The sequence below is a fragment of the Streptomyces sp. NPDC006798 genome, assembly GCF_040635975.1.
Lineage (GTDB): Bacteria > Actinomycetota > Actinomycetes > Streptomycetales > Streptomycetaceae > Streptomyces.
In genome coordinates this window covers 34,166-50,183 of record NZ_JBEYIS010000001.1, presented here as the reverse complement: position 1 = coordinate 50,183, position 16,018 = coordinate 34,166, and the positions used below count along the sequence as shown (strand labels likewise).

General features: G+C 67.9%; 13 protein-coding genes and 1 pseudogene. 13 read left to right on the top strand and 1 reads right to left on the bottom strand.

Annotation, left to right across the window (positions count from 1 at the left end; translation table 11 throughout):
- Positions 1 to 203 precede the first annotated feature (203 nt).
- Positions 204 to 1,205: a hypothetical protein gene (locus ABZ714_RS00190; protein WP_358822825.1), complete on the bottom strand. Its 1,002-nt coding sequence runs from the start codon at positions 1,203 to 1,205 to the stop codon at positions 204 to 206.
- Positions 1,206 to 1,781: 576 nt separating this feature from the next.
- Here ABZ714_RS00190 and ABZ714_RS00185 point away from each other — a divergent pair.
- From ABZ714_RS00185 to ABZ714_RS00125, 13 genes and pseudogenes are all read left to right on the top strand, one after another.
- Positions 1,782 to 3,314 carry a radical SAM protein gene (locus tag ABZ714_RS00185; protein WP_358822824.1) on the top strand — a complete coding sequence of 511 codons (1,533 nt, stop codon included), beginning with the start codon at positions 1,782 to 1,784 and terminating at the stop codon, positions 3,312 to 3,314.
- Positions 3,298 to 4,008, top strand: a complete 711-nt coding sequence (locus tag ABZ714_RS00180) for a hypothetical protein (protein WP_358822823.1) — start codon at positions 3,298 to 3,300, stop codon at positions 4,006 to 4,008. Before ABZ714_RS00185 ends, ABZ714_RS00180 begins: the two co-directional genes overlap by 17 nt.
- Positions 4,005 to 4,838, top strand: coding sequence for a hypothetical protein (locus ABZ714_RS00175; protein WP_358822822.1), 834 nt, complete (start codon positions 4,005 to 4,007; stop codon positions 4,836 to 4,838). The genes ABZ714_RS00180 and ABZ714_RS00175 overlap by 4 nt, the downstream gene beginning before the upstream one ends.
- Entirely contained in the window at positions 4,805 to 5,749 is a 945-nt protein-coding gene (locus ABZ714_RS00170; RefSeq protein WP_358822821.1) for a PfkB family carbohydrate kinase, read from the top strand. The genes ABZ714_RS00175 and ABZ714_RS00170 overlap by 34 nt, the downstream gene beginning before the upstream one ends.
- Entirely contained in the window at positions 5,701 to 6,648 is a 948-nt protein-coding gene (locus tag ABZ714_RS00165; RefSeq protein WP_358822820.1) for a nucleoside 2-deoxyribosyltransferase, read from the top strand. The genes ABZ714_RS00170 and ABZ714_RS00165 overlap by 49 nt, the downstream gene beginning before the upstream one ends.
- Positions 6,645 to 7,187 carry a hypothetical protein gene (locus ABZ714_RS00160; protein ID WP_358822819.1) on the top strand — a complete coding sequence of 181 codons (543 nt, stop codon included), beginning with the start codon at positions 6,645 to 6,647 and terminating at the stop codon, positions 7,185 to 7,187. The genes ABZ714_RS00165 and ABZ714_RS00160 overlap by 4 nt, the downstream gene beginning before the upstream one ends.
- A gap of 38 nt (positions 7,188 to 7,225) precedes the next feature.
- The gene (locus ABZ714_RS00155; RefSeq protein ID WP_358822818.1) at positions 7,226 to 7,531 is read left to right on the top strand and encodes a MazG nucleotide pyrophosphohydrolase domain-containing protein; all 306 of its coding nucleotides are present in this window, start codon (positions 7,226 to 7,228) and stop codon (positions 7,529 to 7,531) included.
- 178 nt (positions 7,532 to 7,709) lie between these two features.
- Positions 7,710 to 9,224 (top strand): hypothetical protein, encoded by a 1,515-nt coding sequence (locus ABZ714_RS00150; RefSeq protein WP_358822817.1) that lies wholly within the window; start codon positions 7,710 to 7,712, stop codon positions 9,222 to 9,224.
- Between the two features lie 827 nt (positions 9,225 to 10,051).
- Positions 10,052 to 10,216, top strand: coding sequence for a hypothetical protein (locus ABZ714_RS00145; RefSeq protein WP_358822816.1), 165 nt, complete (start codon positions 10,052 to 10,054; stop codon positions 10,214 to 10,216).
- Positions 10,217 to 10,363: 147 nt separating this feature from the next.
- On the top strand, positions 10,364 to 11,608 hold the full coding sequence (locus tag ABZ714_RS00140; RefSeq protein ID WP_358822815.1) for an ABC-three component system protein: 1,245 nt from the start codon (positions 10,364 to 10,366) through the stop codon (positions 11,606 to 11,608).
- On the top strand, positions 11,605 to 12,093 hold the full coding sequence (locus ABZ714_RS00135; protein ID WP_358822814.1) for a three component ABC system middle component: 489 nt from the start codon (positions 11,605 to 11,607) through the stop codon (positions 12,091 to 12,093). Before ABZ714_RS00140 ends, ABZ714_RS00135 begins: the two co-directional genes overlap by 4 nt.
- On the top strand, positions 12,090 to 14,027 hold the full coding sequence (locus ABZ714_RS00130; RefSeq protein WP_358822813.1) for a DUF3732 domain-containing protein: 1,938 nt from the start codon (positions 12,090 to 12,092) through the stop codon (positions 14,025 to 14,027). Before ABZ714_RS00135 ends, ABZ714_RS00130 begins: the two co-directional genes overlap by 4 nt.
- 540 nt (positions 14,028 to 14,567) lie before the next feature.
- Positions 14,568 to 16,017, top strand: a pseudogene (locus ABZ714_RS00125) (NF041680 family putative transposase).
- Position 16,018 lies beyond the last annotated feature (1 nt).

Genomic DNA, 16,018 nt, shown 5'->3' with positions numbered 1-16,018 from the left:
GGGTACCTCAGCAAGAAGACCATCAATGCAGGTGGACGCTGTCGCGCGAGAGAGACTTCGCGCCCCCTGCGGCCACAGTCGGTCGGTTTCGAAGCCGTCAGTGGTCACGGATTAGACAGCACACCGCAACCGCCCAGTTGGCCGCAGCCGACCCTGCTCATCGACGATCGCGCAGGTAGCCGGGCCCAAACGGCGCCAACCACTCAGGCGCTCACCCCGAGCACCGGCTTCGCTCTGCGCTCGAACTCGCGCACCGAGGGCTCCTGCCGGTGCGGGACAAGCCGCAGCCGGAAGTCCCGCAGGGCCTGGACGGAGCGCTCCGAGTGCACCCCTTCGAGGCCGTCCAAAGCCCGGGTGGCGGTTCCGAGCGCCTCGTCCAAGCTGCCCTGCTGGAGGCGGGCGGTAGCGAGCACGGATCTGCTGATCGCCTGCCGTCGGCGACGTTCCACGTTGGCGTCCACGGATGCCTCGGCGAGCCGTTCCGCCGACGCCGCCTCTCCGAGATCCCGGTGGCAGAGCGCGGCCTCGGCCTCCAGATAGTGGGCGTCGAGGAAGCGGACCCATACGGATTCCTGGGACGCGCCCCTGCTTTGGTCGAGGGCGTTGGTCGCCGCGTGCAGGGCCGTCGTGGCGGCCCTGCCGTCACCCAAGGACGCGTGCCCGCGGGCGGCCATGGCGTGCAGGCGCATCAGTCCGAGGGGGCTCCCGGCCGACTTGGCGGTGGCGAGGCCCGCTCGTGCCAGTGCCACGCCCTCCTGCGGGTGGCCGAGGCTGGTGCACAGGTGGGAGAGGCCGGCGAGGATCTGTCCGCCGAGTACACGGTCGCCGCCCTCACGGCACAGACGTAACGCCTGGGTCATGTGGCGCTGGGCGATGCCGTGGTCCGCCGAGTCGTACGAGCTCCAGCCCGCCATCGCCGCGAGCTTCGCCGCAGAGATGAAGAGCTGTTTACGCTGGTGGTGCGCGGTGCCTCGCTTCTGGAGCATCGGAACCACCTCGATGGTGAGGTAGTTGACGATGCTGGTGTGGACCCCGACCCCGCCGTACGTGTTGTCCATCTGGTCGAACATCTCGATCATCGCGTGGACCTGTTCCACCTGGCCGCCGCCGGCGACCACAGCCAGCGTGGGTGCCTGCTCTTCTTCCAGCAACCAGAGCAGCCATTGCCGTTGGGGTTCGACGAGCGCGGACGCGACGAAGGGCACGCTCCCAAGCAGACTCCGCCGGGAGACCGCGGTGGACCCGAGCTCCGCAAGCGTGTGCAGTGATTCACCCACGTCTTCACAGTAGGCGAGAGCACGCGCGACGACAGGTCTCTGGGCAGTGGTCGTCATGCCGATGTCTGTCGGGGTGACCGTCCTCTTCAGCATGTCCGAGAGAGCGGCGGCGATGAACTCGGGGGCTCTGCCCCGAGGCTGCATCCCCTGGAGCCACCGCGTGACGGACGCCTTGTCGTAGCGCATCACCACGCCTTGGCGGTGAGCGAGTTCCACGACCCGCCTGGCCAGAGCCGCATGCGAGCAACCGGCTTCTTTCAGTACGGCCTGAAGCGCCGTGTTGGCACCTGCTCTCGCTGTCCCACCGCTCATGTATCGATGATGCCCAACCGGCCACGCTCTGTCGTCGCCAGCCCACCGTTCGGGCCTGTTTACAACCCCCGTACAACCGAACAACCGCAGCGCCCTCTCCTAGACCGGAACGCTCCCGCTGAGACTGGGGCAGCCGGGCGTGACAGCACCGGCCATCGCGTGAGCGCACGCCGACAGCGAGGAGAGACGGGCATGTCGCGACCGGTCGCTGTGATCCTGGACTGCTTCACCGTGGAACCGAGTGGTCTGGGGGTTCCGCCGTACGTATCGACGTACGTGCGCACCGTCTGGTCCGCTCTGCGGGCGGCATGGCCCGAGGCGGACGTACGGTACGTGACCATCGATGACATCCGCTGGTGCCAGTCGGTAGGGATCCCCGGCGTACGGCCCCCGTTCTCCGACCCCCTCACCTACTCCGCGACGTTCAACCGGGACGGAGCGCTCGACCTCGTGCGGCGGGCTGCGACGGTCGTCGTCATCGCGGGTGACAAAGTCCCGTCGGTCCATCTGCACGCCGTCAACGCCGGGATCGAGGAGATCTCCGAGGCGCTGGAGGGTACTCCCGGCCGCCGCGTGCTCCTCGGCCCGATGGCGGCGTACGTCCTGACTCCTCCCCTCGCCGACGAGTACGCGGGGCTGTTCGACGCCGTGCACACGCATACCGTCACGGCGGCGAACCTCACCTCGGGCAGCCGGGCCCCGGCGGCGTACGGCGTTCTGCGAGGCCAGCGGGGAGAGTTCGCCGGGCTGGTGGAGCAGATGCGGTGGCAGCCGATCGCGGAGCTGGAGCTGTACCGCGGCTGCACCCGGAGGCGGTTCTGCTCGTTCTGCAACGAGCCCGGGAAGTCCCCGCTCGTGGCCTTCCGAGAGGTGGAGGACGTGATCGAGGAAGCGGGCCTCCTGTACGACGCGGGGGTGCGTAACTTCCGTCTGGGCCAGCAGACCTGCTTCTTCTCATACCGGAACCGCGACGAGGTCGCAATCCACGGGCTACTCTCCGGCATCCGGGACCGGTGCCCCGATCTTGAGGTCCTGCACATCGACAACGCCGACCCGCTGGCCGTCGCTGCGCCGGTCGGACTGCGGATCGCCAAGCTGGTCTCGGAGTTCTGCACGGAGGGCAACTGCGCTCCGATGGGAATCGAGTCCTTCGACCCGGTGGTCATCAAACGCAACGATCTCACCTGCTCGCCGACCATCCTGCGACGGGCGGTCCAGCACGTCAACGAGGCCGGCGCGGAGCGCGGACCGGGCGGGCTCTCGAAGCTCCTCCCCGGTCTGAACCTCATCTACGGTCTGCCGGGCGAGACGCATGCGACACACACAGCCAATCTCGATCATCTGACCGCGCTGCTGGAGGACGGGCTGCTGTGCCACCGGACGAACGTCCGTCTGGCCCGCGCCTTCCCGGGCACCCCGCTGGCCCGTGAGGGCATACCCGACGATCTTCCGTCCTCGAAGCACTACGACGCCTGGAAGGCGGACATCGATCGCGAGTGGGACCAGCCGATGAAGCGGCGGGTCTATCCGACCGGACTGACGATCCCCCGCCTGCACTCGTACTTCGTGAACGAGCAGGGAACGTGGTTCCGCCGTCTCGGCTCCTACTCCATCCAGATCGTGGAGCGGGGGTCCACGGTGCCCGTGGGAACGGCAGCCGAACTGCGGGTGACCGGACACGCACCGCGGTTCATCTACGGGGAGCGCTGTGAACTCGCAGACTGAGGGAGTGCTGGACCTGATCAGTCGGTACGACCGGGAGGCCCTCAGGTCGGTACGAGTCGGTCTCCTCCTCCCCTGGGCGAACGTCGCGGTGGAGGAGGAGCTTCCCCGGTGCGGCCTGGTGAACACGGTCTTCCACCACGCCCGGCTGGTGTCGGCGTCCGGGGCGACGGCCGTGGGCACGTCGTTCTGGCACGGGCTGCGGGGCGCGGCGGCGGAGGCTGTGAGGTCCATGGTCCATCTGTCGCTGGACACCACGATCCTGGCCTGCACCTCGGCCGGCTTCACCAGTGGGCCGGCCCTCCCCGCCGGGACCGTCACGGCCTTCGATGCCCTGGTGGAGGGGCTGAGGGCGATGAAGGCCCAGCAGGTGGTCCTCGCTACGCCGTACCCCGATCGTGTGACGCGCGCCGAGGCGGAGGCCCTGCGCGACGCCGGATTCGCCGTGCTCGCCCACGCTGGTCTCGGACTGGATGACGGATACGCCGACGTACCGCCGGGGGAAGTCCGTAGGGTGCTGCGGGAACTGCCAACCGAGCCGCTGAGTGCCGCCGACGCGGTGGTGCTCTCGTGCACCGGCTGGCGCACGCTGACCTGTGTGGAGCCGCTGGAGCGGGACCTGGGCAAGCCCGTGCTCTCGTCCAATCTCGCCATCGCGCTGCACGCGGCCCGACTCTCAGCCGGAGTGATCTCTTGACGGCACTCACCCGTACTCAGCCCGCCCCCGCGGAGGCGGAACGCGTCTTCCACCTGGTCCGACGCGCTGCTGGTCTCTCCGATGTGAAGGCGGAGGTGGAGGCGAATCACGACGACAACCGCTGGTGGCCGACGTCGATCACCGATCCGCGCGTACGCATGGCGGTCGCCGGCTGGTCCAGCAGGGTCTCCTACCGCATGATCGGGACCTACAGCCGGGTGGTCGGCGAGGCCGTGTCCACCGGATTCGACGGTCTCGTCGCCGCTTCGGACGACGAACTCGCCGAGTTCCTGACCCCGCTGGGGCTGGTTGGTTCACGGGTTCGGTACTTCCGGTCGCTGACCAATCTGCTGCTGCGGTGGGAGGAAGAGTCGATCGACCCGACTGTGGAAGGTGCCGACTGCGATGCCCTGATCGCGGCCTTCGCCCAGGAGGTGCGGGGTGCCTCCTACAAGGTCGCCCAGTGCGCCCTGCTCTACGCCCGGGGCTACCACTGCGGCGTGATCCCCGTCGACTCGGGCATGGTCACCAAACTGGCCCCCGCCCTGGGGATCGACCTGCCCTCTGGGCCGATCGCCCACGAACGCTTCCGGTACCTCCTCGAAGCTGTCACGGTGGAGCGGGCGGACGATCTCCGGTCGCTGGCCCATGGCTCGGAGTACGCAGTGTCCATCCCGGAAGCGTCCGTGCCGAGCTGGTGGACCCATCTGGTCCTGATCTACTTCAAGAGGCTCTATCTGAACGGCCCTTCCCCACGGCTCTGCTCCCTTCGGCCGCTGTGTGCCGACGTCGTCAATTGCCCGCACACCCGTGCGACACCGGGCGGCTGAGCGCCGTGGGCCGTCTCTCGGTCATCGGCAACATCTCCCGCGACCGGCCTCGGTATCCCGACCGCGCCGCGCACGAGCAGCTCGGCGGGGCGGCTCTCCTGGTGGCGCTGGCAGCCGTACGGGCGGGCATGCCTGCGGCGCCTGTCGCCGTCGTCGGGGACGATCTCGCGCATCTGCCCGGGGCGGTGGTCCTGGAGGGCCTGGACTGGACGGCGCTCGGCATACAGAACGGGGTATCCGCCTCGTTCTCCCTGAACTACGACACCGCTGGCGGGCTGGTCTCCGTCGTCACCGAGTACGGCGTGGCCGTGCAGGGCACCGAACACGCCCTCCGACATGTCGAAGCGCACCTGGATGACGCCTACCACCTGTGCTGCCGCCGTCCGCTCGATGTGGCCCGGCTCCTTGACGTCCTCGTGTCCCGCGCCGGCCGCTTCAGCGTCGACTTCTTCCTCCCGAGCGCTCAGGAGCTGATCCCTCGGGCCGTGCCCTGGCTTCACAGTGCCGCGTTCGTGTTCGTCAACCTGTCCGAGTACCGGCTTCTCGCCGAGGCCGTCGACATCTCCGCACTCCCCGAGCTGGTGATCACGGACGGTCCCCGGGGCGCCCGTGTGCTCGTACGCGGCGTTCCCATAGCGGCCAGCAGCCCACCGATCCCGGTCGATGGCGAGGTGACCGGGGCCGGCGACACGCTCGCCGGAACCTATCTCGCCCGTCGGCACGCCGGAGCCGAGCCTGACATCGCCCTCTCCGCCGGGGTCGCAGCGGCGTCCGCTCACATCCGGTCCCTGCCGTTGCCCGTACCCACCCCCCTCGTAACCCACGCAGTTCATGACGCTCGACCCACCGACGGGAGTTTCCGGTGTACTACGTCGCCCACCGACTGTTCGCCGCCCATGACCGGCTCCTAGCCGCCCGGCTCGCTCGGGTCCTCGCCGCCAAGACGGGACCGGACCAGGTCTTCCTTCCGTTCTGCGACACGGACGAGGAAGACCTGGTCGCCGAGGTGAAGGGCCGACGCCTCTTCGAACTCGACCGGGAACGCCTCGGCAAGCTCACCGCCATGATCGCCGTCCTGCACGGCCCGAGCCTGGACGACGGAGTGTGCATGGAGATGGGGTACGCCCACGCCCTGGGTGTCCCCATCATCGCCGTGACCACGGACTTCCAGACATACTCGTTCGACGAGGACGGCCCGCGGTTCGACTTCCCCGACCCACTCGTCCAAGAGGTGATCACGGACCTGGTCCGTGTGGCCCGACTCGGCACCTCTCCCGGCAGCACGGACACGGCGAACTCCAGGTATGCGGTGTTCGCCAGCCGCAACGACCGGCAGCTCGATCAGGCTCTGGAGACTGCGGTTGACCATGTGCTGGCCCAGGACGTCCCTCGCCCTCCGGCTCCCGCGCTCCCTGCGGGTGATGCCACCCTGGCCTTCGTGGAACAGTCCCCCTACACACCGGTCGTGGGCATGCTCACCGCTCTGGTCCAGCAGGCCGGCTGGGCGACCAAGGAGTCGAGCCGCTTCACCGCTCACGACCCGCTGGAGGCCGCCCGGACGGACCTCGACCGTTCCCGGGCAGCCGGGCTCCTCGTCACGGATGTCTCCGGACCGGAGACCCCTCCCGGCGCCGCACTGCTCATCGGCGCGGCGGCAGCCCGAGGGGCACGCGTCATCGCCTACTACCCCCGTACGGTGCTGACACACGCTTCGGGACGGGAGCCCAACTGGCGCAACCTCATGATCCAGTACGCCGCCGAGGCCCGCTTCGCCAACCCGGAATCGCTCGTGCACTGGCTGCGCCGATGAGCAGACACCTCACGGTGGCCGGACGCCGCACCCTCGTCGTCGAAGGCTGCGACGGAGTCGGCAAAACCACCCTCGCCACCCTCCTGGCCCAGGACCACGACTTCACCGTCGTCCACTCCCCCCGCACCCCCGACCACTTCGACCTCGCCGGCCGCTACCGGGAACTGCTCGACCGTCCCGGCCTCGTCGTCCTCGACCGCTGCTTCCTCAGCGAACTCGTCTACGGCCCACTCCTGCGCGGCCGGTCCCGCATCACCTGGGCCCAGGCCATCGACCTCGCGGAAGCTGTCGTCGCCCGCGACGGCGCCTTCCTCCACCTGACCGCACCACCGACCGTGATCCAGCAGCGGCTGCGCCAGCGCGACGGCCAGTCCGCAGAGCTGGCCAAGGTGACGGCCCTCGTGGCCGGCTACCAGCGGGTTTTCGACGCACTCGCCGCCTACTGCCCCGTCGAGACCATAGACACCACCAGAACAGGACTTCCCTCGGCATGCCGGGCATCACCAGTTCCCCAGCAGACACCCCCCGGGGCTCACTAGGCTGCACGGCAACGCCGTCACCGCCCGGAGGGGACCCCGTGGACATCCGCACCGCCCAGAAGCTGGCCTGGGAGAACAAGCTCGCCAAGGGGTTCAACACAACCGACACCGCAATGGAGTTCGGCCTGCTCACAGCCGAGGTGGGCGAGGCATTCACGGCTTGGCGCAAGCGCCTCCCCGGCATCGGCGAGGAACTCGCGGACGTCTTCCTCTACCTGGTGGCGGTAGCCGAGATGAACGACATCGACCTGGGCGAAGAAGTGGCCCGGAAAATCGACAAGAACACCCATCGGATCTATGAAAGGGACGTTCATGGAACGTTGATCCGCACCAGCGAGGAATGAGCCCTCTGGGACCTCGTCAACGAAGGAGCCGCACCGCTAACGCCAGGCGTTGCTTTATTCAGTCGCATTAGAGGGGCTCGGTTGAGGAAGATTCTCCCCGGTTGAGAACCTCGGCGAACTGGAGGTAGTGAGGCACATGCCTACGAGGTCAGGCTTCGATCAGCGTGCGGTCGCACTGGTGGAGCTGCGGGGAACACGAGTCGACTGCGAACTCTTCGAAACCGCGGCGGCGGATCAGGGCTGGGTGGTTCTGGACAGTCGTGGGGGGAACGTCCCCGATCTCGCTGACACCTCCCGCTTCTACACCATCGAGGTGCGTTTTCCGGGAAGCCGCATCAATGCGATCAAGGGAGCCCGCGAAAGGGTCGAAGTCCTCTCTGATTCCCTGTTACTGGATCTCAAGGTCCTGATCGTCGACCGCGTAGAGCGGGATCCGGAGCTGCTCCCTCAATGGTCCGCCTATATACGACCCACGATCCGCCCGTACACCGCCGTACTCTCGCGACGCGACAGATGGGCGGAACGATGGGCAGTCTGGTGTGCGGAACACATGGGCGCACAGGACACCGGACGCCTGGTCCAGGCGTCCTCCGTCTCCGCTGCCTGGCGTCTCGCTGCCCGGCATCTGCCCGGCGCCAGGACGCCTTCGGGGCAGGTGGCCGCCCGCGGGTCCTGGGGAGTCACGGAGCCACCTGCTTCCGATGTACCGCTCAGACGCCGTGAATCGAGTCGGATGCCCAATCGGGGGATCGTGGCGTTGGTGGCGGCCCTGTGGGTGGGCGCCCGTATCGCCGACCGGTACGAGCTGGGCTTCGGAGCATGGTGGGGCTTCGCCCTGGTCTGGCTGGGGGCCTGCTGGAGTCTCACAACAGCAACACGGCGCATGGCGCCTCAGAAGCCCCGTGGGGCGATCGTCGCGGTCAGCCTCGCCGCCACCCTGTTCGCCGCGCTGCTGGGCGCCGGAACGGTCCGCGCGGAACCCGCCGAAGGCGTGGGATCAGGGCTCATCCTCTACGGCGCGCTGGCCACAGTAGGGCTCAACGGCCTCCGGTTGCTGATCCGGCAGTGGACCTGGCAGCGCTTCGCACCATGGCTCATTCCTGCCCTTCTCGCCCTCCTGGTGAGCCTTCGGACTCCACCCGGATTCGGGTTGTACGCCGTCTACCTCGATGCCTTCGGCGTTCATACCGAGGATGTCCAGGTTCCCCAGGCTTACCAGTTCCTCGCCGCTCTCAAACTCCTGGCCTGCATGAGCTTGTTGTTCGCCATCCCGGCACTGCTCGGGTACGCGAAGCATCTGCACCTGTACGTGAAGGAACGGGGCCCGGTAAACCTGCTGCTTTTCGCAGCGAGCCTGGCATTCCTGGCCATCGGGGTCGTCGGTCTGGGGGTCGGGGCGGCGGGCCGGGCCGGCGAGGAGGCGCTGGAGCGGGCGAAGGCGGGTGGCGCTCCTTCGGTGTACTTCGGGGTCGAACCGCAGTGGGTCTGCGCCCAGCCGGTGGGGAAGGTGTCGGACATTCCTGTCGACGGCGGGGAGCTACGGCCGGAACGCCCGTATCTCAGGGTCGGCGACTCGGGCGGCACCATGGTGCTCTGGGACCCCAGGGCGAAGCAGGCGTTCAAAGTGCCACTGGACAAGCTCCACGTTGTGCCCCAGGAGACGCGGCCCGCCTTCTGCAGGACAAAGCTTTGAACCAGTGCTTCTGGCTCGTGTTATCGACCTTCCGCGGTTGATGGCAGGCAGATACCCGCGCACGCGCCTGGCTTCGACTCGTTGCTCGGTACCGGGTGCCGGTCCTTCCGGCCGCGGTGTCTCGCCGCTTTCTCAGCCTGTCCTTTAACACCGACGCCGTCCTCGCCGTGCCCACACCGAGCAGCGAGGTCCGCCTCTTCGAACTCAACAACGGCACCTTGTCCCAGGCCCGCCTCGCGCGTGAGGTCTGGGACTACGAGCGCTACGCCGGGCGCCGCGTCTGGGAAGGCGCCCGCGGCACCATCGGCGGGACGTATCCGTTCTGGCAGCGCCACCGCTGCACCCGCTCGAAGACGTTCCTGCGACTGCATGTCGCCCTGGCGGGAAGGCGGAGCGCTTCCTCGACGACCGCCTCCAGGCGCTCACCGCCGACGTGCGGAGCATCACCATCAACACCCTGCCCCAGCTCCAGCGAGGCGAGCCCTGGTAGGAGATCGGCGTCGATGACCCGCACCGGCACCGCGCCCGCTACCCCGAACCGCCCGGCCGCTGACCGCGGCGCGTTGCCGGGGCCGGGGTCGTACCCGGTGCGTGCGGGAGGCGGCGGTCGCCATCGAGTGCCGGGAGCGGGAGCCCGCGCGGCCTGCCCGGATTGCCTCAGTCACACGGAAGGCCGCGTGGCTCTCCCGCTTCGGCACTGGCCTCAGGGTCGGCCCCGTCTAGCGGCGAGGACCTGTCCGCACCGCCGACGACGGCCAGGGGCCACCGCGTCGCGCGGGCTGGAGAAGTGCAGCAGTGCGGACTCGGCGGCTGTCGGTGCCGTCGTCGTGCTTCTGGTCCTCGCCGTCGTTCGCGCCGCCGACCCCGACGATCTGACTGTTCTCGTCGCGCTGGACGTGGACTGTGCGCTTCTGCTGCCCGTCCTCGTGGTGTCGGAGCAGGACGGCGGCAGGAACCCGGCCAGCGCGACGGGTCCGGCCGCTGCAGGGTGATCACCTCGGTGATGGCGGCCATCTCGCTGGCTTTCAGACATCCACCCATCGGCGGGCTGGGGCGTCGGCTCAGCTCCCCTCAGCGCTGTTCCATGGAGCACGGCTAGGATCACGCACGGGGAGTGCGGGACCGATGAGGGGGATCGGATGGCGGAAGACATCAGCCCATTTGCTGCGACAGCATCCGCGATGGGCTATCTCTACCAGCTCCGTATCGCTCTGCTGCGCTGCACAGACTTGCTGGAGAGCGGGGCAAGTTGGACGGTGGCCATCGAGGCTGGCGACGACATCGAGTGCGTCCAGGATGAGAAGACTGGCTTGTGGCAGCTCAAACACCGAGCTGAGGGCACCCGAATCACCGACGGCACCAGCGATCTGTGGAAGAGCCTGCGAGTCTGGGCTGTCGCAGCCAGGGCCGGGGCGATCGATCTGGACACCGCTGATCTTTTCCTTCTCACCACTGCTGAGGCACCCCCAGCCAGTGCTGCGATGCATCTGAGCCAGGCCCCCGGCGATCGCCGTGACCCTGCCGAAGCGCACCGTCTGCTGAGGGAGGCTCGTAATGCCGCCCGCAGCAGGCAGCAGAAGAAGGCAGAGGCGAACCCGGACACCACGGCCAAGCCGTCCGAGCTCTACCAGGCATGGGACGCGCTGGGAGAACCCGAACAGCTGCGACTGCTGGAACGCATCCAGATCCTGCATAGGGCTGAGGACATCCACGCAACGGGCACCAGGCTCCAGGGCCGCGCGGCGATCGCCGTCGGCCGTCAGTTCGCGACCTCATTTCTGGAGCGTCTTGAGGGCTGGTTCTTCCAGCGCGTCATTGCCCAGATGGGAACTTCCGCAGGCCCCGTCACCGGCATCGAATTTGACGAGGCGTTCAGCTCACGCCGCGATCAGTTCCGCCCCGACAACCTGCCGATCGACGACGATGTGATCAAGCTGCCGGATGAGTCCCACCTCCACTCGGACAAGACGTTCGTCCGACAACTGAGCCTGACAGGTATTGGTTCCGCCCGCGTCCGCATCGCGGTCCGCGACTGGCTCCGCGCCTCCACCCAGCGAGACCGATGGTCCAACGAAAACTTGCTGCGCCCCGGTGAGATCGACATCTACGAGCGTCGTCTCACCGAGGAGTGGGAGGTCCGCTTCGAGGCGATGCGGGATGACCTCGGTGAACAGGTGGCTGAGGAGGCGATGACCGCCGCCGCGAAGGCGCTCTACCGATGGGTGGAGCAAGAGGCTCGCTACTCGATCCGACCCGGCTGCGAGGAACCCTTCGTCACCACGGGATCGTTCCACATGCTCGCTGACGGCCTCGATGTCGGCTGGCACCCGCAGTACGCAGCCCGCCTGATGACGCTGCTCGAGCCCGCGGGGTCCCGCTCATGACCTATCCCCGGTTGGGGCGCGGAGAGCGGGCCCTGTTCAACCCGGCGTTCATGGGACTCGTCTGCGCACGGGCGGTGCGCGAGCACCGAGTCCACAACGAACGCTGCCCCCTGGCGATCGCCGTGACCGCCACCGTCATGGCACTACAACCCGGAATCCGCGCCGTGCTGCCCAAGACCACAAACGCCAGCGTCGCCAGATGGGTTGAGGACAATGCCGAGATCCGGATCATGATGGCCGCGAACACCACCGCACTGGCCCCAGTGGTTCGCGCCGGACTGCTCTTCGCCACCCAGACCGACGTCCTTACAGCCCACCCGGACGCGACCGTGAGCCTGGCAAGCCCTCGCGCCATCCCTGCCCAGCCCCGTGGCGAAGCGCCCATCGCGCTCGCGATCCAGAAAGCGGCCGGCATGTTCGGCCGATGGCTGCCAACCGCCGGCAGCACCTCCACCACACTGACCCTGCTCGGAGTGCGTCCGTGACCTGCCAGATCAGCAGCATCGTCTTGTACGGCAAGCAGCCCGACCAGGTGGAGATCCTCCCCTTCACTCCAGGCAAGCTGAGCATTGTCACCGGCGACTCCCGCACCGGCAAAACATCCATAGCCACCATCACCGACTACTGCCTGGGTAGCACCAACTATCCGGTCAAGGCCGGCGTCGTCCGCGACTACGTCCAGGCATACGCAGTCCAACTGGTAGCAGGAGAACGGCAGCTGTTCACTGCCCGTCCGGCCTCCACCACCACAACTGCGGCGCCGCGCCTGTGCCTAATCTTCCAGCCAGTAGGCTCCCCACCACCGGCCATCGACGAGCTCGACTTCACCATCCCGCTCGATGTCGCCCGCAACATGATCACCGAGTTCTGCGGCATCGACCGCAGCGTACGCATCCCCACACGTGGCACGGTGCTCAACCCGTCGATCCGACACGCCCTCTTCTTCTGCTTCCAGGGGCAGAACGAGATCGCCAATCCCGAGCAGCTCTTCCACTCACAGGGCCAAGAGTGGAGGTCCTCTGCGATCCGCGACACGCTTCCGTACTTCCTCGGCGCGGTCGATCCCGCCCAAGCAGAACTCACCGCGCGTCTGAAGACTGCCCGTCGGGACCTCAAAACCCACGCACAAGAACTCGCAGAAGCCAGCCAGCGCACCCCCGCCCCAGGCATGGCTCGCGCACTGGTAGCCGAGGCTGTCCAAGCCCAGCTCCTTCCGCCCCAGCCCGGGGAACCGGATCTCCCCACTACCCTCGCCCTCCTCAGCGAAGCAATCGAGTCGGCTCCCCAGAACCTCACCGACCTGCCCAGCGAGGACCCACTGGCGCTCCTGGAGCGTGAACGGGAGGGCTTGCGGACCCAGTACAACCGAATTCGCGCCCAGATCGGCGATCTGAAGGCACTGCTGTCCGACAGCGGGGACTACCTCGGTACCGCCCGCGACCAGCACTACCGCCTGGCCTCCCTCGGTCTATTCACCATCCGCCCCGATGACCCGGAGCAGGCGGCCTGCCCGCTGTGTGCCTCCCCGGTCACGTCGGCCCATGAGATCGCCACCCAAATCCGCGACGACCTCGCACGCCTCAACGACGACGTCGAATTCGTCTCCGACGACACCGCCCGCACGCGCACCCTGATCGAGGAAGCCCAAGAACAGCAGCGCGACATCAACGCCGCGCTGGTTCGCAACCGGCAGGCGCAACAGGAACTTGCCGCCGGTATGAGGCAGGCCAACGCGCTGGCCAATCAGGCCCTGCGCGCCGCGAGTGTCCAAGGACGCATCAGTCTTTACCTCGAAACCGCCGCCCTTGCACAGACCGCACCCGCCGTGCGTGACCGGACAGCCGCTCTCACACAGCTCATCGGGGAACTCGAGGACGCCCTCGGAGAGGACACCCAGGCTGACCGCCTCGCAAGCTTTCTGTCCCGGATCAACCAGAAGATCACCACCAAAGCCCGTGCCCTGCGCCTCGAACATTCCGAACACCCGATCCGCCTCGACCTCGCAAAGCTGACCGTCGTCGCAGATACCCCGCGCGGCCCTGTCCCCCTCAGCGATATGGGAAGCGGTGAGAACTGGCTCGGCTATCACATCGCAACCCTGCTGAGCCTGCACGAATGGTGCACAGAGCAGAACCGCCCCCTGCCGCGCTTCCTGATCCTGGACCAGCCATCTCAGGTGTACTTCCCCTCCGACTACGACGGGACTGCTCCCGAACTCGTTGGCAACGATCGAAACACGCTCCTCCGGGCATACCAGGTCATCGCCGACACGGTCGAGCTGCTCTCCCCCGGCTTCCAAGTCATCGTCATCGAGCACGCGGACCTGGACGGAGAGCCCTTCCGTAGCGCTGTCGTGAGGCGCTGGCGCGGCACCGGAACCGGACTGGTCCCAAGTAGCTGGATTGACACCGCCGGGTAATGGCCGTGGGGGCTCAGCACGACTACGACCAAGATGTGCGGGTGGAGTCTGGGTGAGGTGGCGGCTGACGGGTCCGGAACGGTGCGGCCGCCGGGATGTCGGCGAGAACCTGATGGTCCTTGCTCATGTGGACAGCATGGGGCCGAGAACCGCAGATCGAGAGGGTCAATGCCGTGCAGCACGCCCATGCACGAAACCCCGGGTCTCAACGGGCCCGGGGGGTTCGCACACTCTGGCTCAGCGCCGGACCGTCAGGCCCACTCCACGCCGATGTTCCGGATGGCGGTCCAGATGCCAGGCCGGGGCCGCGGCTGGTTTCGCCGACGACCCTGACGAAGGGTTGCACATGAACCGGTACGGCACTGAAGCGGATCCGGTGGCCGGGGGTCGATGACGCTGGGCTTGTGCTTCATCCACCGGTTTCGAACAGCGCCCCGTACGCGGTCACTCGGTAGGGGATTCGCCTGACGCGGACACGGCCTTCGGCTGATCCTGTGCTCCGACCAAAGACGCACTGACCAGCACAAAGGCCGTGGGGGAATGAGTTTGCTGCATCACGAAGCCGCGCGGGGTCCGTTCGTGGTGGCGTCACACTTCCGGGACGACTTCTTCGACTGCCTGACCGTCCGCGGGGACACACTGTTCGAGCTGACGGAAGCGCTTTTGTGCAAGGACGGCCCGGTGACCGCACCGGTGGACCTGGCCTTGACGGCCGAACACCGGCGCGGGCACGGCGCGATGTACTCCGCGCTGAACCGCAGGGACATCCACGTGCCCAGGCTGCGGCAGGTGCTGGTCGGCCTTCCGCAGCCGCAGGCCGCCGATGGGCGTCTGGTCCTCGCCATCGATGTCACCCACTGGCTCCGCCCGATGCCCCTACCAGTCCGGACCGACCGTTCTGCCCCGTCTACGGCCGCGGCGGCCGTTCCTCGGACCAGGTCGTGCCGGGCTGGCCCTACTCCTTCGTGGCTGCACTGGAGACGGGCCGCACCTCATGGTGCCAGCTCCTGGACGCCGTCCGTCTGGGCCCGGCCGACGACGTCGCCGAGGGTCACCGCCGCCCAGGCCCGCCGGACCGTCGAGGACCTGATCGACATGGGCCGCTGCAAGACCGGCGACCACGATGTCCTGGTCGTCTTCGACGCCGGCTACGACGCCCCGCGCATGGCCCACCTCTTGGCGGGGCTCCCGGTGGAGGTCCTCGGGCGGATACGGACGGACCGCGTCATGCGCCGACCGGCGCCCTCCCACGAAGAGTTCCATCTCGCCCCCCAAAGCGGACGCCCATCGAAGCGCGGCGGGGAGTTCCGCTTCGCCAAGCCGGAGACCTGGGGCACGCCGGACGCGGCAACCACGCAGGTCACCGACCGCTATGGCACCGCCCGCGCAATGGCCTGGGACCGCATCCACCCCCGCCTGACCACCCGCTCTGCCTGGATCGACCACATCGCCGAGCTCCCCGTCATCGAGGGCACCCAGATCCGCCTCGAGGTCGACCGACTGCCTGGCGAGAACGAGCCCCTCCCGATCTGGCTGTGGTCCTCGGCAACCGGCCTGGCCGGCGATGACATCGACATCCGCTGGCAGGCGTTCCTTCGCCGCTTTGATCTGGAGCACACATTCCGGATGATCAAGCAGACCCTGGGCTGGACCCGCCCCAAGCTCCGGGCCTGCGCGGCCGACCGATGGACCTGGCTCGTGATCGCCGCCCCACGCCCAGCTCCGTCTCCTCCGTGAGGAAGCCGCTGACCTCCGCCACCCCTGGGAACGGCCCGCTCAGCCCGGCCGTCTGACCCCGGCCCGCGTCCGCCGGGGGTTCAGAATCCTCCGCCCGCACCTGGCCTGCCCGGCTCGTGCACCGAAACCGTCCCGGCCGGGCCCCGGCCGCCCTCCCGGCTCCAAGAACCGACACCCCGCCACCCTCCACAACGTCGGCAAGACCGCTAAACGGCCCGAGAGCATCAAAGAACGTTCACGGGCCGGTGGATAAA

Bases quoted from the DNA above. Each gene is read 5' to 3' on its own strand.
- ABZ714_RS00160 (WP_358822819.1), top strand. From the start codon at position 6,645: ATGAGCAGACACCTCACGGTGGCCGGACGCCGCACCCTCGTCGTCGAA.
- ABZ714_RS00135 (WP_358822814.1), top strand. From the start codon at position 11,605: ATGACCTATCCCCGGTTGGGGCGCGGAGAGCGGGCCCTGTTCAACCCG.
- ABZ714_RS00185 (WP_358822824.1), top strand. From the start codon at position 1,782: ATGTCGCGACCGGTCGCTGTGATCCTGGACTGCTTCACCGTGGAACCG.
- ABZ714_RS00140 (WP_358822815.1), top strand. From the start codon at position 10,364: ATGGCGGAAGACATCAGCCCATTTGCTGCGACAGCATCCGCGATGGGC.